Here is a 21,631-nt window from a genome sequence, read left to right as displayed (position 1 = left end):
GCGTGTGGATGGTCAGAGGTGCCGGTTACCCGGATCCGGGCCGATCGTGCCCGGCGTACCGTCGCCGCCCGCCGCCCGTCCGGAAAAACGGACAGCGGGGCAGCGACGGTGCGGTCACTCCGCGGCGGCGGTCGCCGGCTGCTCAGCGGCGGCCGGCTGCTCAGCGGCGGCCGGCTGCTCAGCGGCGGCCTGCTGCTCAGCGGCGGCCTGCGCCGGCTGCTCGGCCGGGGCGGCCGACTCGTCGGCCTTCTTCGGCTGCTCGAGCAGCTCGCGCTCCCACTCGGCCAGCGGCTCGTCGCTGGCGACACCCGGCTCGGGCTTCTCGTCGGTGCCCCGGCGACGGCCGGAACGCGCGATGAGACCGTCCGCGACGGCGGCGGCGACGACCCTGGTCAGCAGCTCGGCCGAGCGGATCGCGTCGTCGTTGCCCGGGATCGGGAAGTCGACCTCGTCCGGGTCGCAGTTGGTGTCGAGCACCGCGATCACCGGGATGCCCAGCTTGCGGGCCTCGTCGACGGCGATGTGCTCCTTCTTGGTGTCGACGATCCAGACCGCGGCCGGCAGCTTCTGCATGTCCCGCAGACCACCCAGCGTGCGGGACAGCTTGATCTTCTCGCGGGAGAGCTGCAGGGTCTCCTTCTTGGTGTACCCGGCGGCGGTGCCGCTCAGGTCACCGAGGGCCTCCAGCTCCTTCATCCGCTGAAGGCGCTTGTACACCGTCTGGAAGTTGGTCAGCATGCCACCAAGCCAGCGGTGGTTGACGTACGGCTGACCGACGCGGGTCGCCTGCTCGGAGATCGCCTCCTGAGCCTGCTTCTTGGTACCGACGAAGAGGATGCTGCCACCCTCGGCGACGGTGCCGCGCACGAACTCGTACGCCTTCTCGATGTAGTCGAGGGTCTGGCGCAGGTCAATGATGTAGATGCCGTTGCGCTCAGTCATGATGAAGCGCTTCATCTTCGGGTTCCAGCGCCGGGTCTGGTGCCCGAAGTGGACACCGCTCTCCAGCAGCTGGCGCATGGTCACGACGGCCATGGTGTGGTACTCCTCAAGATCCCTGGTTGTCACGCCCGGCCGGTGGCCGGGCGTCCTGGCGCCTGGTCGCCGGCCATGGTGTTCCCGACCAAGATCGGGACCAGGGAGGCCGTCGCCCCACGACGATTCGTGGAGAGGGCGCGCGAGGTCGACCGCACGAGGCGGTCGCCAGTTGGCCAGTGTACGCCCCTGCCCGCCCGCCGGGCTGCCGGGTGCGCGCCGCCGCCCGCCTCGGCGGCGCAGCCAGTGGCGAGCAGCGCTCAGCCGGCGGCGAGCGCTGCGGCGACGAAGAGCACCAGGCCGACCGTCAGGTAGGCCGTCGGAGGGCGCAGCCAACCCCGACCGCCGTCGGAGAGCGCCAGCCCGCCGGTTCGTAACCCGTACAACCCCGTTGCGAAGATTGGCAGCCCGACGACCAGGAAGATGCCCACCACCACGTTCCCGGCGGACAGCGGATCGCTGGTCACCCCATCGAGCAGCACCCGCAGCGCCGGGATCTCGAAGATCAGCACCAGCAGGGCGAAGAGCACCGCCAGCGCCGGGCGGCGGGTGCGGTAGACGCCATCGGCCGCTGGCGGGTACACCGGCGGCTCCCCCGCCGGCAGATCACCGCCCCGGGGACCGACGGACGGCATCGGGCCGGTCGGCATCTCCAGCGGGTGCGGCTGGTCGCCGCCACGCGCCGGTTCGACGATCGGGTACCCGCCGAACGGGGCGGGACGAGTCTGGTCGGCGAGCACACCGGCCGGCGGATCGCCGACGGACGTCGCCTCGCGGACGCCGGTCGACGGCATCGCCTCGCGGACGCCGGTCGACGGCATCGGCTCCCGGGCGCCGGTCAGCGGCGAGCCCGTCGACGCCGGATCCCGGGCGGCCCGGCGGCCGGGCAGCTCACCGGAGACCTCCGAGGGGTCGCGATCCGCCCGCCGCGAACGGGCAGCCCGGTAACCATCGGCCTCGGGCTCGACCGCCCCGAACCGTCCGGAGTCGGGCTCCGACGTACCGAAGCGTCCAGCCTGGGCGTCGACGGCGCCGAAGCGCCCGGAGTCCGGTTCGCCGAGCCGGTCGGGCACCACGGCGAACCGGCCGGAGTCGCTCTCGGGCGGCGTCAGGTCGGGCCCGGTCGAGCCGAGCCGGGCCGACTCCCGGCGTCGACCGGCGCCGGTGTCCTCGCCGTAGCGCCCCTCGTCGGCGCCGCGCTGATCGGAAATTCGGGTCTCGTCGTCCCGATACCGCGGTTCGCCCGCACCACGCCACTCCGACTCGCCGGAGCCGCGACCCCGCTCATCGGGGTACCAGCGCGACTCCTGATCTTCCGGAAAGCTCCGTCGTCCGTCCACGTCCGGCACCGTATGCGACGGGCTCCCTCCGCGCCATTTCAGGGCGGCGGAAGGACGGGCGACCTCGAGCGGGAGCGGCGCGGGCCCGGGTCGGGCGGCGCGGGCCCGGCTCGCCGGGCTGGGGACAGCGAGTACCGCAGATCCTCCGCCGGCCCCGTTTTCCCGAGCCGCCCGACCGACGACAACGAAGACCGCTGGTCCGACGTTCCGACTTTCCGACGCAGCGAGGACGCACGCCGGCGCCGTCGCATGATGCGGGAACGACGGCACCCACCCTTGTGAGCGCTATACCTCAGAGTCATAAATATGCTTCTGAGGTATAGCGGGGTTCACGGCGCTCGTGGAGCTAGCGAAGCTGGCGGGGTTGGCCGCGAGCATGGGGCGTTGGGTCCTGGCAGGGGCGGTCGGCCCGGACTGCGGCCCCAATTCAGTGTTGCCGCGACGTCAAGGCCTCGGAGTTTCCTGGTTGGCTCGCGTCCACGAGACCCCGCCCTAGCACAGGGCAGGGTTGATCGTCTGGTCGTCCACAGGACACCCGTCGTCCACAGCCCGCCTTCGCAGGGGTCGCGGCGGTCGGGCCTCGGCGGGCACCGTGCCGGCCATGACGAAGCGGAACCAGGCGGTCGGCGCGTACGGCGAGCGCTGTGCGACCCGGCACCTGATCGGGGCGGGGCTACGCCCGGTCGCCCGAAACTGGCGCTGCCCGGACGGGGAGATCGACATCATCGCCTGGGACGGGCCCGTGCTCGCCTTCTGCGAGGTGAAGACGCGCCGGGGCGACCGCTTCGGCACCCCGGCCGAGGCGGTCGTGCCCGCCAAGGCACGGCGGCTGCGCGGGCTCGCCGCGCGCTGGCTGGCCGAGACCGGGACGACCGCCGAGGAGGTGCGGTTCGACGTGCTCTCGGTGCGGTTGCCCGACGCGGGCCCGGCCCGGGTCGACCACCTCAAGGGCGCGTTCTGAGATGCGCGCTCCAGGCGGTCGGGCGGTTGCCGCAGGCGGTGACGCGCAATGAGTTACGCGAAGGTGCTCTCCGTGGGGCTGGTCGGCGTCACCGGCCATCTTGTCGAGGTGGAGGCCGACCTCGCCGCCGGCCTGCCGGCGGTGGTGATCTCCGGCCTGCCGGACACCGCCCTGCACGAGGCTCGCGACCGGGTCCGGGCCGCCGTGGTCAACTCCGGCCAGCGCTGGCCCAACCGGCGGATCACCCTGAACCTGCTGCCGGCGACGCTGCCGAAGTTCGGTTCGGCGTTCGACCTGGCCATCGCGGCCGCTCTGCTGGGCGGCTCGGGTGAGCTGCCGCTGCTCCCCCTGGAGGGGGTGGTGGTCCTCGGCGAGCTGGGGCTGGACGGGACCGTCCGGCCGGTACGCGGGGTGTTGCCGATGGTCGCGGCCGCCGCCCGGGAGGGAGCCAGTCGGGTGATCGTCCCGGCCGGCAACGCCGCCGAGGCCGCCGTCATCCCAGGGATACGGGTGCGGGCGGTGGACACGCTGCACCGGCTGGTCGCCTTCGTCCGGGACGGCAGCCCGCTGATCGACCCACCGGCCGACAGTCCGGCACCGGTCACCGGCGGCCCGGACCTGGCCGAGGTGGCCGGGCAGCAGTTGGGCAAGCGCGCGCTGGAGGTCGCCGCCGCCGGCGGGCACCACGTGGCGCTGCTCGGCCCGCCGGGCGCCGGCAAGACGATGCTCGCCGAGCGGCTGCCGTCGATCCTGCCCGAGCTGGACGACGACGCGGCCCTCGAGGTGACCGCGCTGCACTCGATCGCCGGTCTGCTGCCACCCGGCGGCCGGTTGCTGCGCCGCCCGCCGCTCCAGGCGCCGCACCACACGGCGACCGTGCCATCGCTGGTCGGCGGCGGTTCGGGGCTGGCCCGGCCCGGCGCGGTGTCGCTGGCCCACCGCGGGGTGCTCTTCCTGGACGAGGCGCCGGAGTTCAGCAAGGGCGCACTGGAGGCGCTGCGCCAGCCGCTGGAGCACGGCCGCCCGCAGCGGGGGCGGCACCGAATATCCCGCCCGGACCCAACTGGTGCTGGCCGCCAATCCGTGTCCGTGCGCCAAGCCCGCCGGGGATGCGCACTGCGAGTGCACCCCGCTCGTCCGCCGTCGTTACCTGGGCCGGCTCTCCGGGCCGTTGCTCGACCGGATCGACGTGCAGGTGCGGCTGATGCCGGTGCGGGCGGCGGAGCTGATGGCGGCGGAGAGCGATGCGGAGTCCTCAGCCACGGTCGCCACGCGGGTGGTGGCGGCTCGTCAGGCGGCGGCCACCCGTTGGGCCGGCCTCGGCCGGAGGCTGAACGCGGAGGTGGACGGCCCGCACCTGCGCCGGCCACCGTGGCGGCTGCCCGCCCGGGACACCGCCGAGCTGCGCGCGCGGCTCGACTCCGGCTCGCTGTCGGCACGCGGCTTCGACCGGGTGATCCGGATGGCATGGACGATCGCGGATCTGGACGGCCGGGACCGGCCGGACCGGGAGGACGTCCGGGAGGCGATTCAACTACGGACGGGGGAGGCGACGTGAGCGCTGAGGAGGAACGCCGGGTGGCGCGGGTGGCGCTGACCTGGCTGGCCGAGCCGGGCACCCGCGCGGTGCACCGGCTGGTCCAGCGGCTGGGCCCGGTGGCGGCGCTGGATCTGCTGCTCGACGGCGGGAGCCCGGACGGCTGGCTGCACACCACCGTCGCCGCCCGGTCGGCCGCCGCCGACGCCCGGGCGGTGGCGGCCGAGGCACTGGACCGGGCAGACCGTCTCGGCGCCCGCTTGGTCACGCCCGACGACGACGAGTGGCCGGCCCGAGTGGCCGGCCTTGCCACGCTCCAACTGCCGGACGTCACCCGCCGGGTGGACGGCGAGACCGCGCCGCCGCTCTGCTTCTGGGTGCGCGGGAGCTGGCCGCTGGGCGAGGCGCTGGAACGCTCGGTGGCCGTGGTCGGGGCGCGGGCGGCCACCGGCTACGGCCAGCACGTCGCCACCGAATTGGGGTACGGGCTGGCCGAGCGGGACTGGACGGTGGTCTCCGGAGGCGCGTTCGGCATCGACGCGGCCGCCCACCGGGGCGCCCTCAACGCCGGGGGGCTGACCGTCGCGGTGCTGGCATGCGGGCTGGATCGGCCGTACCCGATGGGCAACACCGCGCTCTTCGACCAGATCGCCGACACCGGGCTGCTGGTCAGCGAGTGGCCGCCCGGAGCGGAGCCGCTGCGACCCCGGTTCCTGATTCGCAACCGGGTCATCGCCGGTGGCACCCTCGGCACCGTCGTGGTGGAGGCGTCCGCGCGTAGCGGCGCGACGCAGACCGCTCGGCGGGCCATCTACACCGGCCGGGCGGCCATGGTGGTGCCCGGGCCGGTGACCTCGGCGATGTCCGTCGGCGCGCACGAACTCCTCCGCGAGTTCCCGAAGGCCCGCCTCGTCACCGGAGTGGCGCACGTGCTCGAGGAGGTGGGCCGGATCGGCGCCGACCTGGCGCCGCTGGCTCGGGGCCCACAGAGACCGGCCGACGCCCTCGACGACGACGCGCGGTCGCTGCTGGAGGCGCTGCCCCGGCGGGGCGCGCTCGGCGTGGACGGGCTGGCGGCCCGGGCCCGTGTCGACGTGCGCACCGCACTGCGCAAACTGTCCCTCCTGGAGGAGCTGTCCCTGGTGGTCCGCCGCGACGACGGCTACGCCCTCGCCCCGCCCGCCAGACAGAAGCGCGCGACGTCCGCCAGCCCGACACCGACACCGACCTCACCGGCACCGACGACACCGGCACTGTCGCGGCCGGCGGTGGGCGACGCGCGGCCGTAGGCTGGTTGCCGTGCCAGCTGTCCCCGGGGGTGCGCGAGCCCATCGACCGGCCCGCACCATGACGCCGCCGGCCTGGCGGCGATGAGCCGACCCGTCCGGGGCACCCGGGCCATCCACCAGGAGCTTCCGCCAACGCTGCGCGACGCGGTCGACGACTTCGCCGACCACCTGTCCCGGGTCCGCAACCGGTCGGCGCACACCGTCCGCGCGTACGTCACGGATCTGGTCTCGCTGCTCGACCATGCCGTTCGGATGGGCTGTGTCGACCTGGCCGAGCTTGACCTGTCGGTGCTGCGTAGCTGGCTGGCCCGGCAGCGGACGACGGGTGCCGCCCGCACGTCGCTGGCCCGGCGGGCCGCGTCGGCGCGAGCGTTCAGCGCCTGGGCGCATCGCGCCGGCCTGCTCGCCGCCGACGTGGGCGCCGCGCTGGCCAGCCCTCGCGCGCACCGGGAACTGCCCACCGTCCTGCGCGCCGACCAGGCCGCCGCCCTGGTCGAGGCCCCAATCCGGCTACCCTCAGCTTCCGCATCGACCGGGCTGACAACGGCTGAGCCGACACCGGCCAGGCAGACACCGGCAGGGCAGACACCGGCAGGGCAGACACTGGCAGGGCAGACACCGGCAGGGGCAACGCCGGACGCGGCGAAGCCCGGCCCGGCGGAAGGGGCGGCTGCCGCGGCGGTGCCACTGCGGGACCGGGTGCTGCTGGAACTGCTTTACGCCACCGGCGTGCGGATCAGCGAGGCCTGCGGATTGGACATCGGGGACGTCGACCACGGCCGCCGGGTGATCCGGGTGTTCGGCAAGGGCGGTCGGGAGCGCTCGGTGCCGTACGGGGTGCCCGCCCAGCGAGCGCTGGACGACTGGCTGCGCCAGGGCCGCCCGGCGCTGGTTGGCACCAGCTCGGGCGGCGCGCTGCTGCTCGGCGTCCGGGGCGGCCGGCTCAACCCGACCACCGCGCGTCAGATCGTCGGCGGGTACGCCGAAGCCACCGGCCTCCCCCGGACCAGCCCGCACGGGCTGCGCCACTCCGCCGCCACCCACCTCCTGGAAGGCGGTGCTGACCTGCGCGCGGTGCAGGAACTGCTCGGTCACTCGTCGCTGGCCAGCACGCAGATCTACACACACGTCTCGGTGGAGCGGTTGCGCGCTGCCTACCGCCAGGCTCACCCGCGCGCCTGACCCGGGCCAGGCCGCCTCGCACCGGACCGGCCACCCGCCGCCGAGCACAGGAGCGCCCCCGGCGGGCGCCCTACCCGATGAGCGAACCACTCAGGGGTGATCGACCGGCGGTTACGATCATCGGGTGAGCGTCCCGCAGCCCCCCGAGCCGATCCCGGGCGCCCGCCTGCTCTTCTCCCTCGACCCGGCGGTCAGCCACCTCAACCACGGCTCGTTCGGCGCGGTGCCGATCGGCGTGCAGCGAGCCCAACAGCGGCTGCGCGACGAGATGGAGGCCAACCCGCTGCGATTCTTCACCCAGGGGCTGGTCGACCGGATCGCGCACACCCGCCGGCACCTGGCCGGTTTCCTCGGCGCCGACCCGGACGGCAGCGCTCTGGTCGGCAACACCACCACGGGCGTCGCGGTGGTGCTCCAGTCGCTGGGGCTGCAGCCCGGCGACGAGGTGCTCAGCACCGACCACGGGTACGGGGCGGTGAGCCTGGCCATCCAGCGGGAGTGCCGCCGGACCGGGGCGGCCAGCCGGGTCCTGCCGATCCCGCTGGCCGCCACCGACGAGCAGATCGTGCAGACCATCCGCGCGGGCCTGCGCCCGGGGCGGACCCGGCTCCTCGTCGTCGATCAGCTCACCTCGGCCACCGCCCGGCTCTTCCCGGCCGCCGCCATCGTCGGGGTGGCCCGCGAACACGGCGTTCCGGTCCTGGTGGACGCCGCGCACGCGCCGGGCATGCTGCCGACCCCGGTCAGCAGCATCGGCGCCGACTTCTGGGTGGGCAACCTGCACAAGTGGGGGTACGCCCCACGCGGTACCGCCCTGCTCGCGGTGACCGCGCCGTGGCGGGACCGAATCGAGCCGCTGGTGGTCTCGTGGGAGCAGGACGCCGGTTTCCCGGCTCGGGTCGAATGGCAGGCCACCCTGGACTACACCTCGTGGCTGGCCGCCCCGGCTGGCCTGTTCACGCTGCGCAGCCTGGGCGTCGACCGGGTCCGCGAGCACAACGCCGCGCTCGCCGCGTACGGCCAGCGGGTGGTGGGGGACGCGCTGGGGGTGCCTCCCGCCCAGCTGCCCGACCCCGGCGGACCCGCGGTGGCTCTGCGCGTCATTCCACTGCCGACCGGCATGGCCACCACCATCGACGAGGCGCGGGCGCTACAGACCCGCATCGCCGAGCGGCTCGCCGCCGAGGTGGCGGTGATGAGCTGGAACGGTCGAGGGTGGCTGCGACTCACCGGTCAGGTCTACAACGCCGCCGACGAGTACGAACGGCTGGCCGTACGGCTGCCGGCACTGCTCGCCCAGCGCTGACCCCGCCAACCGGGAGCAGGCGCACCGGGCCGAGGCCGAGCAGGGCCAGCGGGTCGAGGTATTCCACTCCCCGGCGCAGGCCCCAGTGCAGGCAGGCCACGGCCGCGCAGCCCGGATGCCCGGGCAGCAGCTCGCCCAGCGGCGCACCGGCGGCGACCGGCTGGCCGGGACGTACCGCCGGTCGCACCGGCTCGTGGGTGGTACGCAGCCCGCCGGCGTGCTCCACGGTGACCACCGGTCGGCCGGCCACCATGCCCGCGAAGAGCACCGTGCCCGGCCCGGCGCTGCGGACCACCGCTCCGGGCGGGGCGGCCAGGTCCACCCCCCGGTGCCCGGCCAGCCACGGCCGGGGCGGCGGGTCGAATCGGCGCACCGGGCGGGGCGGCCCGTCGACCGGCCAGCGGAACCGCCCCGGGCCGGCGTCCGTTGGGGCGGGTGCCACGACCGCGACCGGCACGACCAGCGTCGGCGCGCGACCGGGCAGCACCGCGACCAGCAGCGCCAGGCCGCAGAGCTGGACGGCCAGCGCGAGCGGGAACGCGGCGCAGAGCAGGACGGCGCGGCGGATCGAGACGGCACGCGGGGCGGATGGTGGTCGCATGACGTCAGCCTGCGACCGGGCCTGGACCGCCTGCCACGCTGAGCGGCCGAGCTGTGGACAAGTCGAGGTGCTGTGGACGACCACCCATGCCCTCGATGATCTGCTATGTCGCGGGCCGGCTGACGCTGCCTATGCTGGGCAGATGGCTCGGGACTGGCTCGCCTGGCACGACGACTACGACCAGCCGGGGTCGGCGCTGGCCGCCCGCCTGGCCGAGGTGCAGGGGCAGGTTCGGGCGGCACTGGACCGAGCGCCGACTGGGCCGCTCCGGGTGATCAGCGTCTGCGCCGGTCAGGGTCGGGACCTGATCCCGGTGCTCGCCACCCATCCGCGCCGCGACGACGTGACCGCCCGCCTGGTCGAGTTGGACCCCCGCAACGCCGGGGTGGCCGAGGACGCCGCCCGGGCGACCGGACTCACCGGCGTACAGGTGGTGGTCGGCGACGCGGCGGTGACCGACGCGTACGCCGATCTGGTCCCGGCCGACCTCGTGCTGCTCTGCGGGGTGTTCGGCAACGTGTCGGACGCCCACGTCCGGGCCACCGTGGGGCACACCGCCGCGCTCTGCGCGAGCGGCGGCACGGTGATCTGGACCCGGCATCGCCGCGAGCCCGACCTGGTGCCCACCATCTGTGACTGGTTCGCGCAGGAGGGATTCACGCCGGTCGCGGTAGGTACCCCGGCGGACCGGGTCGGCGTCGGCGTGCACCGTCACCTCGGCCGTCCCCGGCCGCTGCCGCCCAAGGTGACGATGTTCCACTTCCTCCCCCGCTGACCCTGCCCGGCGGCGCCGTCACCCGCGCGGGGTCGAAGGGGCCCGCTCACCGGGCCACGCTCGGACCCGCGCAGAGGGCCTAGGCTGGTCCGCGTGCGAGCGCAGCGCCGCCGTCCGAACCGGGGAGGCCCCTATGACCACTGTCGATGACCGGACACCGGGGTCTCAGCAGGACGACTCGACCCCGCACCTCGAGGCCGGCGGCGCGCCGACGGTGGCCGAGGTGAGCGGCCCGTCCCGGCTCGCCGAGCCGGACGAGGCGATCAGCCCCGAGGAGTTGCAGCTCGCCGCCCGCAACCACGGCATCCCGCTCGAGGCGCTGCGCTACGACGTCACCCCGGCGGGGCTGCACTACCTGCTCACCCACTACGACATCCCGGAGCTGGACCCGGCCACGCACGCGCTGGCCGTCGGCGGCGCGGTGGACCGGCCGCTGACCGTCAGCCTCGCGGAGCTTCGTGAGCGGCCCAGGGTCACCCACCGGGTCACCCTGGAGTGCGCGGGCAACGGTCGGGCCCTGTTGCACCCCCGGCCGGTCAGCCAGCCCTGGCTGGTTGAGGCGGTCGGCAACGCCGAGTGGACCGGCACACCGTTGGCGCCGCTGCTGCGCGAGGCGGGTCTCGGGCCGGACGCGGTCGACGTGGTCTTCACCGGCGCCGATCACGGCGTCGAGCGCGGGGTGGAGCAGGACTACCAGCGCGGGCTGCCGGTCGCCGACGCGCTGCGCGAGGAGGTGCTGCTGGCGTACGAGATGAACGGCGCTCCCCTGCTGCCGCAGCACGGTGCGCCGCTGCGGCTGATCGTGCCGGGCTGGTACGGCATGGCGCACGTGAAGTGGCTCCACTCGGTGGAGGTCCGGACCGAGCCGTTCGAGGGTTACCAGAACGCGGTCGCCTACCGGCTGCGCCGCGACGCCGGCGACCCGGGCGTTCCGGTCACCCGGATCGAGCCACGCGCGCTGGTCCGCCCGCCCGGCTTCCCCGACTTCATGTCCCGCCGCCGGGTGCTCCGGCCGGGGCCGTGCACTCTGGACGGTCGAGCCTGGTCGGGGCACGCGCCGGTGGTTGCCGTGGAGGTGACCATCGACGGCGGGACGAGCTGGACGCTGGCCGAGTTGGACGCCGCGGAGGGCGACTTCGCCTGGCGACGGTGGCGGCACGAGTGGACCGCGACGCCGGGCCGGTACGTGCTCAGCGCGCGGGCGACGGACGCCTCCGGGCGGACCCAGCCGGTCGAGCAGCCGTGGAACCGGGGCGGCTTCGCCAACAACCTGGTGCAGCGGGTAGAGGTCGTGGTGCCGGCCGAGTGACCGGCAGCGAGGGCTACGCCACGGGTGGGGGGCTCGTGGCACCGCCGGGCCGTACGGGCGCGGTCAGCCGCCGAAGCCGGAGTCGGCGGGCAGCGAGATGTCGGGCTTCTCCAGCTCCTCGACGTTGACGTCCTTGAAGGTCATCACCCGGACGTTCTTCACGAAGCGGGCAGGACGGTACATGTCCCACACCCAGGCATCGTGCATCTCGACCTCGAAGTAAACCTCGCCGTCGGAGTTGCGCACGTGTAGGTCGACCTGGTTGGCCAGGTAGAACCGGCGCTCCGTCTCCACCACGTAGGAGAACTGGCGGACAATGTCGCGGTACTCCCGGTAGAGCTGCAGCTCCATCTCGGTCTCGTACTTCTCGAGATCTTCCGCGCTCATCGCACTCCGCCTTCCATGACCACATCTTCCCCCACCGGCGCCGGAGGCCGAAGCTGCTCGCCCAACGCCACGCCGACGGTACTCCCTGACGCCCAGGAGCGCTCCATCGGCTCGTCCGGGCCCGGATGGACGGGCCGCCGGGCGCGCGGCGGCCGGCCGTCGCGGCCGGAGACCGCGGCGACGTTGACGTACGAGAACCGGTGCTCCCGGCACGGCCCGTGCTCCCGCAGCGCCGCGGAGTGCTCCGGGGTGATGTAGCCCTTGTGCTCGGCGAAGCCGTACGCCGGGAACACCCCGTCCAACTCCACCATGATCCGGTCCCGGGTGACCTTGGCGAGCACGCTGGCCGCCGCCACGCAGGCTGCCACCCGGTCACCCTTCCACACCGCCAGCCCCGGCACGCCCAGGCCGTCCACGCCGAAGCCGTCGGTCAGCACGTACTCCGGCCGGGTGGTGAGCGAGGCGAGCGCCCGGCGCATCGCGGACAGGTTGCACACGTGCAACCCCCGGGCGTCGACCTCCTCGGCCGGGATGACCACCACGGCGTACGCCAGCGCGCGGTCGACGACCTCCGCGTACACCCGCTCCCGGCTGGCCGGGGTGAGCAGCTTTGAGTCGGCCAGGCCCTCGATCTCGCCGCGTCGCCCCTCGGGCAGCACCGCCGCGGCGGCGACCAGCGGACCGGCGCACGCGCCCCGGCCGGCCTCGTCGGCGCCGGCGACCTGCCGGAAGCCGCGCCGTTGCAACGCCCGCTCCAGCGCGTACAGCCCGGCCTCCCGGCGCACGACGGTGCGCGGCGGGGTCAGCACGTGGCCTCGTCCCGGTCGACGCCGGCGGTCGGTCGTAGGAGCCTGGTCAGCAGGGCGGGCAGCTCGGCCGGGTAGTACCGCTCATCGGTGGCCGCCAGCTTGTCCGGCGACCACCAGCGGTGACCGGCGATGCTGCGCCGCTCGACGTCGTCGAAACCCGCGGTGTCCACCTGCCACGACGGCACCCGGACCAGGAAGAAGACCTGCTGCTGGCGGTACCACACACCGTCGAACGGGAACTCGGTCGTTTCGGACCAGACCGGCTCGCCCAGTTCGGCGGGGTCGAGCCGCAACCCGGTCTCCTCGGCCAGCTCCCGGGCCGCGCCCGCCGCCGGTGACTCCGCCGGATCCAGCCCACCGCCAATGGTGAACCAGTAGCGGTGCCCGGGGCGGGCCGGGTCGAAGCCGTTGAAGAGCAGGACGCGGCCGGCCGCGTCGACGAGCAGCACGCGTGCGGCGCGTCGAGGGGTGTAGACGGTCACGGCCCCCAGCCTGCCAGACCGGCGGCGGATCGCCCACGCCCCCGTCGGCCTACGGCTTCGGGATGCCGTCGTACTGATCCGGCACGGTCAGCCAGGTGGCCCGGTTGACCGGCCAGAACACGGTGAACGCCCGCCCGACCACCTCGTCCTCTCCGATGGTGGCCTCGGTGATGTTCTGCCCGGACTGCTGCCAGTGCTCCAGCGAGTCGCCCGAGGCGGACCGGTGGTCGCCCATCACCCACAGCCGCCCCTTCGGCACGGTGATGTCGAATTCCTGGTCGGCCGGCTTGTCGCGGACCCCGTCCATCGAGAAGATGTACGGCTCGTCGAGCGACTTGCCGTTGATCACCAGCCGCTCCTCCGGGTCGCAGCAGACCACGTGGTCGCCACCGACGCCGATCACCCGCTTGATGAAGTCCTCACCGTCGGGGTTGCCGCTCCACTCGATCGGCGCCTTGAAGACGATCACCTCGCCGCGGTGCGGTGACCGGAAGTCGTAGACCAGCTTGTTGACCAGCACCCGGTCATCGATCTTGAGAGTGTTCTCCATGGACGGGGAGGGGATGAAGAAGGTCTGCAGCACGAAGGCGCGGACCAGCACCGCGACCAGGATCGCCACACCCAGCAGGATCGGCAGCTCCTTCCAGAAGGAACTGCGGGGCTTGTCGGTCTGCTCGTCAATCACGCCAAGGAGCCTACGTTGCCGGGCCGGACGTCACCGTCCGGAACGCGCGGGAACCCCGCAGCGCGGCCACCAGGGGAAGAAGCAGCAGGACACCGCCCTGCGGGGTCGGTCGGACCGGGGGCGCGCCCGAGGAGGCGGCAGCCGGCCCGGACACGTCGTCGAACGTCGACGGCACCGACAGCGGATCCCACCGGGAGGACGGCCAGACCACCATGAAGGCACGGCCGACCACGTTGTCGATCGGCACCGGGCCCTGGCAGCGCGCGTCCTGGGAGACCAGCCGGTGGTCGCCCATCACGAAGATCTGGCCGGGCGGCACGACGACCTCGTCGAAGCGCCGGGAGCGGCACTCCCCCGGGTTGGGCGGCAGCTCCAGCGGGGAGTCGCGCACCACGTAGGGCTCGTTGAGCGGGGTGCCGTTGACGGTGACCCGGCCCTGGCTGTCGCAACACTTGACCCGGTCGCCGGGGAGGCCGATCACCCGCTTGATGAAGTCCTTCTCACCGGGGCGGCTCACCCCCACCAGGTCGCCGACGGTCCGGGTGAGCTTGCCGGTGAAGCCCGGCGCGGGCGGCTCGTCGACCTGCGGCGCCCAGCGGTCGGTGCCCCGGAAGACCACCACCTCGCCGCGTACCGGGTCGCGGACGTCGTAGACGACCTTGTTGACCAGTACGCGGTCGCCGATCAGGAGGGTGTCCTCCATCGAGCCGGACGGGATGTAGAACGCCTGGAGCAGGAAGGTGCGGATCAGCACCGCGAGGCAGAACGCGACGACCAGCAGCAGCGGGAGCTCCTGCCAGAGCGGCATCTGCCGGCGGGTACGGCGGGCCCGCCGGCGCCACGGATCGACGGTGCCGTCCTCGTCAAGCGTCTGCACCACGCCACTCCCCGGTCCGCAGAAACACCACCGCCCGGGAGCCTCGTCGAGGCCCCACGGGCGGTTGTGGACGGCTGCCCGCCACGTGGGCGGGGCCGCCGCCTCGCTGCGCCCGTACGACCAGGGTAGTGCGGTCCGGTCGGTACGGCATACGCGCAGCTCAGGCGGCGTGGCGAGCGGGAAGTCAGCTGGGCTGCTTCTCCCGCTTCTCCTTGATCTTGGCCTTCTTGCCGCGCAGCTCGCGCAGGTAGTACAGCTTGGCGCGGCGCACGGCACCGCGGGTCACGATCTCGATCCGGTCGATGCCCGGGCCGTTGAGCGGGTAGGTCCGCTCGACGCCGACACCGAAGCTCACCTTGCGGACCGAGAAGGTCTCGCGCAGTCCGTCACCCTGGCGGCGGATGACGACGCCCTGGAAGATCTGGACACGGGACCGGTTGCCCTCGACGACCCGCGCGTGCACCTTGACGGTGTCACCGGCACGGAAGTCGGGAAGGTCGGTCCGCTTCGACTGGGCGTCAAGGGCGTCCAGGATGTTCATCGCTGCGTCCTCGTGAGGCTCACGGCGCACCGTGACTCGGTGCGCGGGTGGGTGATTCTGATCCCCGGGTGGTGGTCGGCGAGCCGACCCGGTCGGGGATCCTCGCAGTCGCCCGCGGGCGCGGACGGATGCGGCAACCCCTCTACTTTGCCACATCCCCCGGCGGCGGCTGAAATCCGGCCCGGTCCAGCGCCGCGATGTCCCGTTTGTCGAGCTGATCGGCGGGCAGCACGGCGAGCAGGTCCGGACGCCGGGCGGCGGTGCGCAGCAGCCCCTCCTCGCGGCGCCAGCGGGCGATCTTTCCGTGGTCGCCGGAGCGGAGCACCTCCGGCACGTCGTGCCCGCGCCAGCTCGGCGGCTTGGTGTAGATCGGCGCTTCGAGCAGCCCATGCGCGTGCGACTCCTCGTCCAGTGAGCCGGCGTTGCCCAGCACACCGGGCAGCAGCCGGGTGACCGCCTCCAGGACGACCAGCACCGCCACCTCGCCGCCGAAGAGCACGTAGTCGCCGAGCGAGACCTCGGTGACCGGCATCCGGGTCGCGGCGTGCGCCAGTACCCGCTGGTCGATCCCCTCGTACCGGCCGCAGGCGAAGAGCAGGTGCGGCTCGGCGGCCAGCTCGTACGCCATGGCCTGGGTGAACGGGACACCGGCCGGCGAGGGCACCATCAGCCGGGGCGGCGGAGCCTCGGCCGGCGCGAGCGCGTCCAGCGCGCCGCCCCACGGCTCCGGGCGCATCACCATGCCCGGACCGCCGCCGTAGGGGGCGTCGTCGACCGTGCGGTGCACGTCGTGGGTCCAGGTCCGCAGATCGTGCACGGCCAACTGGAGTACGCCGTTGGCCCGGGCCCGGCCGATCAGCGACAGGTCCAGAGGGGCGAAGTACTCCGGGAAGATGGACACGATGTCGACGCGCATGCGGGGGTGCTCCACCTAAAGATCGAGCAGTCCGGCCGGCGGGTCGACGATCACACGTCCACCGGCCAGGTCGACCTCCGGAACGATCTCCCGGACGAACGGGATCAACGCGGTACGCCCCTCGGGGCGTCGCAGCACCAGCAGGTCGGAGGAGGCTGCGTGGTCGATCCGGGCCACCTCGCCCAGCCGCTCGCCGGCCGGGGTGACCACGGCCAGCCCGACGAGCTGGTGGTCGTGGAACTCCTCCGGGTCCTCCGGCGGCTCCACGTCGGCGCTGTCCACCACGAGCAGGGTCCCGCGCAGCGCCTCGGCGGTGTTGCGGTCCGGTATCCCGGCGAACGCGACCAGGATCCGGCCCTGGTGGAAGCGGGACTCCTCGATGGTCAGCTCGGTAGGAACCCGGAACGGCACCCCGGGCCCGTCCGCGGGCGGCGGAACCGCCCCAGGCTCGGTGCGCAGCACCGAACCTGGGGCGAACCGTGCTTCGGGCTCGTCGGTCCGCACCTCCACGGTGACCTCACCGCGGACACCGTGCGGCTTGCCGATCCTGCCGACGACGAGCTGCATCAGTACGAGTCGACGATGTCGACGCGTACTCCGCGCCCGCCGATGGAGCCGATCACCTGGCGCAGCGCCTTGGCGGTCCGGCCGGACCGCCCGATCACAGTGCCGAGGTCCTCGGGGTGCACGCGGACTTCCAGCCGCTTGCCCCGACGGGAATCGACCATCCGCACCCGGACGTCGTCCGGGTGGTCGACGATGCCCTTGACCAGGTGCTCCAACGCCGGACGCAGAGGCATGTCAGGCCTGCTCACCGGCGTCGGCAGCGGCAGCCGGGGCCTCGGCCGGAGCCTCGGTCTTCGGCGCCTCAGCCGGAGCCTCGGCCTTCGGAGCCTCGGTCTTCGGCGCCTCAGCGGCCTTGGCAGCCTTCTTGGCCGGCTTGGCCGGGGTCTCCGGGGCGAGCCCGGCGGCGGCCTTCGCCTCAGCCTCGTACGCCGCCTTGCGGTCGGCCCGCTCGGGGGCGACCTTCAGCGGCGGCGGGGCCGGCAGGCCCTTGTACTTCTGCCAGTCACCGGTCAGCTCCAGCAGCCGCTGCACCGCCTCGCTCGGCTGAGCGCCGACGGACAGCCAGTACTGGACCCGCTCCGACTTGACCTCGATGACCGAAGGGTCCTCCTTCGGCTGGTACACCCCGACGAACTCGATCGCCCGGCCGTCACGCTTGGTGCGCGAGTCGGCGATGACAATGCGGTACTGCGGGTTGCGGATCTTACCCATCCGCAGGAGCCGGATCTTTACGGCCACAGTTGTTTCGCTCCTGTTGCGATCTCACCAGCCCGGCACGGGCGGTGTGTATGGGTGAGCGCCGACGGCACAGTGGGGTTGGGCCGGAGACTACTCGGTGGACTGGCGACGCGCCCGGGTTAGAGGGCGCCGGACGCGCGCCGGATACCAGCGACCCATTCTGCCAGATCCGACGCCGATCTCTCGCACCGGACCCGGACACCGCACCCGGCTCGCCCGGACCGGTGACCCGGAACACCCTCTCAGCGCACCGGCGGGCGGTCCCAGCCCAGTGGAAGTTCGTCCGGTACATCCCAGTCGGCCGGAGGCACGAAGTCGCACCAGGTGCCGTCGAACGGGAACTCACCGGCCTCGGCGAGCGCGATCACCCGCTCCCCCTCGGCCCGGACCGCCTTCTCGTCGGTCACCCAGTAGTCGTCCGGGAAGTCGAGGCGCTCGACGAACTCCTCCTCGTCCTTCCACTGCCAGCTACGGTCCGGGCGCACCACCACGTCGAGGTCCTGGTCCACCACGTCGACGCCCGCCACCGGGCCGTCGTCCCAGCGCACGCCGGGCTCCTCCAGGTTGACGTACCAGTGGGCGAACCGGCCCTGCGCGTCCCGGAACCACCAGACGGAGTGCGCCGCACCGGTGGGCAGGAACTTCAGCAGCGGCGGCCCGTTCCAGCGCCCGTGCTCCAGCCGGTACGCCGACGAGATCCACTGCGCGAACGGCATCGCCCGCATCCCCAGCCCCGCCTCGGTCACCTCGTGGGCGACCGGCGAGTCCCGGGCGATCCAGACCAGCAGACCCCGCTCGTCGTCGCTGACCACCCGGCCCGGCCGGACCCACCCGATCCGGCCGCGTCGCACGCTGCGGTGCATGATCAACCGACCCGACTCGAAGCGCACTCCACCACCTCCGGGCTGTTAACAGGGGGCCCTTCCTCTACCGCAGGCGTTAAGAAGGTGCCCTTCCTTACCTCAGTAGGCGCGGGCGAGGATGGCGATCAGGTCGGGCTCGTCCTCGGAGTCCGGCACCGAGCCGTCGGCGCGAAGCAGGCAGCGCACCGTGACGCCCTGGCCGTTCGCGGCGGCCTCGCCGGCCACGCCGACCGCCGACCACGGCACCCGGGCCCAGCCGTTCGCGGCGGCCTCGATCGCCTCGGCCAGGGTGGCCACCTCCACCGTGCGCGACTCGCGGTTGGCCAGCGCCTGGTCGTGCAGCACCTGCTGGTCGGTCTCCAGCGCGGCCAGCACCGCGCCGACCACGTCGGCCACCGGCGTCGGGGACTTCGAGCCGTCGGTGCGACGCACCACCGTCGCGTTGCCCACGGCCAGGTCCCGAGGGCCGACCTCGACGCGTACCGGATAGCCGCGCAGCTCGGCGTCGACGGCCCGGCGGCCGAACGCGGTGTCGGTGCGGTCGTCCAGCGCGACCCGGACACCGGCGTCGCGCAGGCCGTCGCGGAGCTTGGCAGCCGCCTCGGCGACGCCCTCACCGTCCTTGACGATCATGACGTACGCCTGGATCGGGGCCAGCCTCGGCGGCACCCGCAGGCCGTTGTCGTCGCCATGCGCCATGATCAGGCCGCCCAGCATCCGGGTCGAGGTGCCCCAGGAGGTCGTCCAGGCGTGCTCCCGGCCGCCCTCGGCGGACGAGTAGCTGATGTCGAACGCCTTGGCGAAGTTCTGGCCCAGCTCGTGGCTGGTGCCCAGCTGGAGCGCCTTGCCGTCGCCCATCATGCCTTCGCAGGTGTACGTGGCGGTCGCACCGGCGAACCGCTCGCGGGCCGTCTTCAGGCCCACCACCACCGGGATGCCGATCACGTTGACCATCAGGTCCTCGTACGCCTCGTGCAGGATCCGCCGGGCGTACGCCCGGGCGTCCTCGCGGGTGGCGTGCGCGGTGTGCCCCTCCTGCCAGAGGAACTCGCTGGTGCGCAGGAAGATCCGTGGGCGCAGCTCCCACCGAACCACGTTGGCCCACTGGTTGAGCAGCAGCGGCAGGTCCCGGTACGAGTCGATCCACTTGGCCATGAACTCGCCGATCACCGTCTCGCTGGTGGGGCGCACCACCACCGGCTCGGCGAGCTGCTTGCCGCCACCGTGGGTGACCACCGCAAGCTCCGGCGAGAAGCCCTCGACGTGCTGGGCCTCGCGCTTGAGGTAGCTCTCCGGAATGAACAGCGGGAAGTACGCGTTCTCCGCACCCGCCGCCTTGATCCGGGCGTCCATCTCGGCCTGCATCCGTTCCCAGATGGCGTAGCCGGCCGGGCGGATGACCATGGTGCCGCGGACCGGGCCGTTGTCGGCCAGCTTCGCCTTGGCGATCAGGTCCTGGTACCAGCGGGGGAAGTCCTCCGCACGGGGAGTGAGCACGCGTGCCATGACCGCACATCCTATGCGCCGCGCGGCAGCCGCCGCGCCCGGGAGTCGACGCGCCGTCCGCCTGGTCTTCCGCACCCGCTCCCGGCAGCGACTGTATCGGCCCCTGCGCATGCTGACGGGGCGATCGTAGACTTCGACCACCATGACTGCATCGACCGACTCCCCGCGCCAGCGGCTGCGGGACACGATCGTGGACGCCGCCCGCGGGCGGGCCATCGCCGCCGGCTGGGACGCGGTACGCATGGGCGGCGTGGCATCCGCGGCCGGGGTGAGCCGGCAGACCGTCTACAACGAGTTCGGCAGCAAGGCCGGCCTGGCCGAGGCGCTCGCCCGGCGGGAGGTGGACCGCTTCGTCGGCGACGTCCGGGGCGCCCTGGTCGCGCACGGTCCCGACGTCCGGGCCGGCGCGTACGCGGCGATCGCGCACACCCTCGCCGCGGCGGCGGACAACCCACTGGTCAAGGCGATCCTGACCAGTGCCCGGGGCGGCTCGGACGAGCTGCTGCCGTACCTGACCACCCGGGCCGAGGTGGTGCTCACCGAGGCGTCCGGCGCGCTGATCGAGTGGGTCGGCGACCACCTGCCGGAAGCCGACCCCGCCGCGCTGGCCTTCGCCGCCGACACCATCGTCCGCCTGGTGGTCAGCCACATCGTGCTCCCCCGGGGCCCGATCGACCAGACCGCCACGGCCCTGGCCGACCTGGCCGTACGTCTTTTCCTGACGGCCGCCCGCCCACCCCGCTGACCCCACGGACCAGCCCGGCACCGGGCGGGATCTTGCAGCGCTGGCACCGTCCGGGAGCGATCCCGCGCAGCGTCAGCGGATGACGCGACCGCGCAGGATGGTGCGGGACGGGGCGCGGACGACGCGCAGGTCGCGGCGCGGATCCTCGGGGTAGACGGTCAGGTCGGCGAGACCGCCCTCGACGAGACCGGGGAAGCCGAGCCATTCCCGGGCGCCCCAGGAGGCGGCGGCCAGCACGTCGAGCGGCGCCATCCCGGCCCGCTCGTGCAGCAGCAGCATCTCCTCGGCGGCCAGCCCGTGGTCGATGCCGCCGCCGGCGTCGGTGCCCACGTAGATCGGCACGCCCGCCTCGTGCGCGGCACGCACCACCTCGGGAAAGCCGTCGCGCAGCGCCAGCATGTGCTCGGCGTACCCGGGGAACTTGGCCCGCGCCTGCTCGGCGATGCCGCCGAAGGTGGCAATGTTGATCATCGTGGGGACGAGCGCGGTGCCCTGGCGGGCCATCTCGTCGATCAGGTCGAGGCTCAGCCCCGTGCCGTGCTCCACCGAGTCCACCCCGGCCCGCACCATGATCTCCACGGCCGACTCGGAGAAGGTGTGCACCGCGGCGCGTACCCCGGCGTCGTGCGCGGCCCGCACGGCCGCGGTGAGCGTGTCCGCGTCCCAGGCCGGCGCCAGGTCGCCCACGCCGCGGTCGATCCAGTCGCCGACCAGCTTGACCCAGCCGTTGCCGGCCCGCGCCTGGGCCGCGACCGTCGCGGCCACCTCGGCGGCGCCGACCTCCACCCCGATGTCGCGCAGGTAGCGCTTCGGCGGCGCGACGTGCCGGCCGGCGCGGGCCAGTCGCGGCAGGTCCGGCTCGTCGTCCAACTCGGGGTACGGGTACGGCGAGCCGGCGTCCCGGATTGCCAGCACCCCGGCGTCGCGGTCGACGCGGGCCAGCTCGCGGGCCTGGTCGAGGGAGGTGATCGGGGCGCCGCCGCGGGCGATGCCGATGTGGCAGTGCGCGTCGACCAGGCCGGGCAGGACGAAACCGCCGTCGACCACCGTCTCCGCGCCGGGCACCGGTTCGAAGGTGACCCGGTCGCCGACCAGCCACAGGTCCCGGACCTCGTCGTCCGGCAGGAGCACACCGCGCACATGCAGAGCCATGTGCACAGTCCTACCGGATCACCCCCCG

The 21,631-nt window shown here is 73.5% G+C and carries 23 protein-coding genes and 1 pseudogene; 8 read left to right on the top strand and 16 right to left on the bottom strand.

Annotated elements, in window-relative coordinates; genetic code table 11:
• Positions 1-114 precede the first annotated feature (114 nt).
• A complete protein-coding gene (gene rpsB, locus KBX63_RS01615) occupies positions 115-1,035 on the bottom strand; it encodes a 30S ribosomal protein S2 (protein WP_210907029.1) in 921 nt (306 codons plus the stop codon).
• 260 nt (positions 1,036-1,295) lie between these two features.
• The gene (locus KBX63_RS01610; protein ID WP_210907027.1) at positions 1,296-2,384 is read right to left on the bottom strand and encodes a hypothetical protein; all 1,089 of its coding nucleotides are present in this window, start codon (positions 2,382-2,384) and stop codon (positions 1,296-1,298) included.
• A gap of 592 nt (positions 2,385-2,976) precedes the next feature.
• Here KBX63_RS01610 and KBX63_RS01605 point away from each other — a divergent pair.
• The 5 genes and pseudogenes from KBX63_RS01605 (at position 2,977) to KBX63_RS01585 (ending at position 8,650) form a co-directional block, all read left to right on the top strand.
• Positions 2,977-3,336: a YraN family protein gene (locus tag KBX63_RS01605; protein WP_210907025.1), complete on the top strand. Its 360-nt coding sequence runs from the start codon at positions 2,977-2,979 to the stop codon at positions 3,334-3,336.
• A 48-nt stretch (positions 3,337-3,384) separates the two neighbouring features.
• A pseudogene (locus KBX63_RS01600) lies at positions 3,385-4,894 on the top strand (YifB family Mg chelatase-like AAA ATPase).
• Complete coding sequence (gene dprA / locus KBX63_RS01595; protein WP_247661443.1) at positions 4,804-6,162, top strand: DNA-processing protein DprA; 1,359 nt, start codon at positions 4,804-4,806, stop codon at positions 6,160-6,162. Before KBX63_RS01600 ends, dprA begins: the two are co-directional and overlap by 91 nt.
• Positions 6,163-6,243: 81 nt before the next feature.
• A complete protein-coding gene (locus KBX63_RS01590) occupies positions 6,244-7,344 on the top strand; it encodes a tyrosine recombinase XerC (protein ID WP_210907021.1) in 1,101 nt (366 codons plus the stop codon).
• A 124-nt stretch (positions 7,345-7,468) separates the two neighbouring features.
• Positions 7,469-8,650: an aminotransferase class V-fold PLP-dependent enzyme gene (locus tag KBX63_RS01585; protein ID WP_210907019.1), complete on the top strand. Its 1,182-nt coding sequence runs from the start codon at positions 7,469-7,471 to the stop codon at positions 8,648-8,650.
• On the opposite strand, the gene KBX63_RS01580 is transcribed toward KBX63_RS01585, so the two are convergent.
• Positions 8,571-9,251 (bottom strand): murein hydrolase activator EnvC, encoded by a 681-nt coding sequence (locus KBX63_RS01580; protein WP_247661442.1) that lies wholly within the window; start codon positions 9,249-9,251, stop codon positions 8,571-8,573. The two genes, KBX63_RS01585 and KBX63_RS01580, sit on opposite strands and share 80 nt — an antisense overlap.
• Before the next feature lie 142 nt (positions 9,252-9,393).
• Here KBX63_RS01580 and KBX63_RS01575 point away from each other — a divergent pair, with 142 nt between their 5' ends.
• Positions 9,394-10,026 (top strand): class I SAM-dependent methyltransferase family protein, encoded by a 633-nt coding sequence (locus KBX63_RS01575; RefSeq protein WP_210907017.1) that lies wholly within the window; start codon positions 9,394-9,396, stop codon positions 10,024-10,026.
• 133 nt (positions 10,027-10,159) lie between these two features.
• The gene (locus tag KBX63_RS01570; protein WP_247661441.1) at positions 10,160-11,335 is read left to right on the top strand and encodes a sulfite oxidase; all 1,176 of its coding nucleotides are present in this window, start codon (positions 10,160-10,162) and stop codon (positions 11,333-11,335) included.
• A 63-nt stretch (positions 11,336-11,398) separates the two neighbouring features.
• On the opposite strand, the gene KBX63_RS01565 is transcribed toward KBX63_RS01570, so the two are convergent.
• The 12 genes from KBX63_RS01565 to proS all read right to left on the bottom strand — a co-directional run bounded on the left by KBX63_RS01565 (position 11,399) and on the right by proS (position 19,706).
• Complete coding sequence (locus tag KBX63_RS01565) at positions 11,399-11,722, bottom strand: DUF2469 domain-containing protein (protein ID WP_007075222.1); 324 nt, start codon at positions 11,720-11,722, stop codon at positions 11,399-11,401.
• Entirely contained in the window at positions 11,719-12,531 is an 813-nt protein-coding gene (locus KBX63_RS01560; RefSeq protein ID WP_210907015.1) for a ribonuclease HII, read from the bottom strand. Before KBX63_RS01560 ends, KBX63_RS01565 begins: the two co-directional genes overlap by 4 nt.
• Complete coding sequence (locus KBX63_RS01555; protein WP_210907013.1) at positions 12,525-13,013, bottom strand: NUDIX hydrolase; 489 nt, start codon at positions 13,011-13,013, stop codon at positions 12,525-12,527. Before KBX63_RS01555 ends, KBX63_RS01560 begins: the two co-directional genes overlap by 7 nt.
• Positions 13,014-13,062: 49 nt before the next feature.
• Positions 13,063-13,698: a signal peptidase I gene (gene lepB / locus KBX63_RS01550; RefSeq protein WP_210907011.1), complete on the bottom strand. Its 636-nt coding sequence runs from the start codon at positions 13,696-13,698 to the stop codon at positions 13,063-13,065.
• A gap of 10 nt (positions 13,699-13,708) precedes the next feature.
• On the bottom strand, positions 13,709-14,578 hold the full coding sequence (lepB, locus tag KBX63_RS01545; protein ID WP_210907009.1) for a signal peptidase I: 870 nt from the start codon (positions 14,576-14,578) through the stop codon (positions 13,709-13,711).
• A gap of 181 nt (positions 14,579-14,759) precedes the next feature.
• Positions 14,760-15,116 carry a 50S ribosomal protein L19 gene (gene rplS / locus KBX63_RS01540; RefSeq protein ID WP_074317771.1) on the bottom strand — a complete coding sequence of 119 codons (357 nt, stop codon included), beginning with the start codon at positions 15,114-15,116 and terminating at the stop codon, positions 14,760-14,762.
• 142 nt (positions 15,117-15,258) lie between these two features.
• Positions 15,259-16,032, bottom strand: a complete 774-nt coding sequence (gene trmD, locus KBX63_RS01535) for a tRNA (guanosine(37)-N1)-methyltransferase TrmD (RefSeq protein WP_210907007.1) — start codon at positions 16,030-16,032, stop codon at positions 15,259-15,261.
• 15 nt (positions 16,033-16,047) lie between these two features.
• Positions 16,048-16,599 (bottom strand): ribosome maturation factor RimM, encoded by a 552-nt coding sequence (gene rimM / locus KBX63_RS01530; RefSeq protein WP_210907005.1) that lies wholly within the window; start codon positions 16,597-16,599, stop codon positions 16,048-16,050.
• Positions 16,599-16,859 (bottom strand): RNA-binding protein, encoded by a 261-nt coding sequence (locus KBX63_RS01525; RefSeq protein WP_172862164.1) that lies wholly within the window; start codon positions 16,857-16,859, stop codon positions 16,599-16,601. Before KBX63_RS01525 ends, rimM begins: the two co-directional genes overlap by 1 nt.
• Entirely contained in the window at positions 16,834-17,337 is a 504-nt protein-coding gene (gene rpsP / locus KBX63_RS01520; RefSeq protein ID WP_210907003.1) for a 30S ribosomal protein S16, read from the bottom strand. The genes KBX63_RS01525 and rpsP overlap by 26 nt, the downstream gene beginning before the upstream one ends.
• Positions 17,338-17,579: 242 nt before the next feature.
• A complete protein-coding gene (locus KBX63_RS01515; protein WP_210907002.1) occupies positions 17,580-18,227 on the bottom strand; it encodes a DUF402 domain-containing protein in 648 nt (215 codons plus the stop codon).
• Between the two features lie 72 nt (positions 18,228-18,299).
• Positions 18,300-19,706, bottom strand: coding sequence for a proline--tRNA ligase (gene proS / locus KBX63_RS01510; protein ID WP_210907000.1), 1,407 nt, complete (start codon positions 19,704-19,706; stop codon positions 18,300-18,302).
• Between the two features lie 142 nt (positions 19,707-19,848).
• Here proS and KBX63_RS01505 point away from each other — a divergent pair, with 142 nt between their 5' ends.
• Entirely contained in the window at positions 19,849-20,451 is a 603-nt protein-coding gene (locus KBX63_RS01505) for a TetR/AcrR family transcriptional regulator (RefSeq protein ID WP_210906998.1), read from the top strand.
• 72 nt (positions 20,452-20,523) lie between these two features.
• Here KBX63_RS01505 and KBX63_RS01500 read toward each other — a convergent pair whose 3' ends face one another.
• Positions 20,524-21,603 carry an amidohydrolase family protein gene (locus KBX63_RS01500; protein ID WP_210906996.1) on the bottom strand — a complete coding sequence of 360 codons (1,080 nt, stop codon included), beginning with the start codon at positions 21,601-21,603 and terminating at the stop codon, positions 20,524-20,526.
• Positions 21,604-21,631: the final 28 nt, after the last annotated feature.

Source organism: Micromonospora sp. U21 (genome assembly GCF_018070045.1).
Taxonomy (GTDB): Bacteria; Actinomycetota; Actinomycetes; order Mycobacteriales; family Micromonosporaceae; genus Micromonospora.
This window is presented reverse-complemented; position numbering and strand designations above follow the sequence as displayed.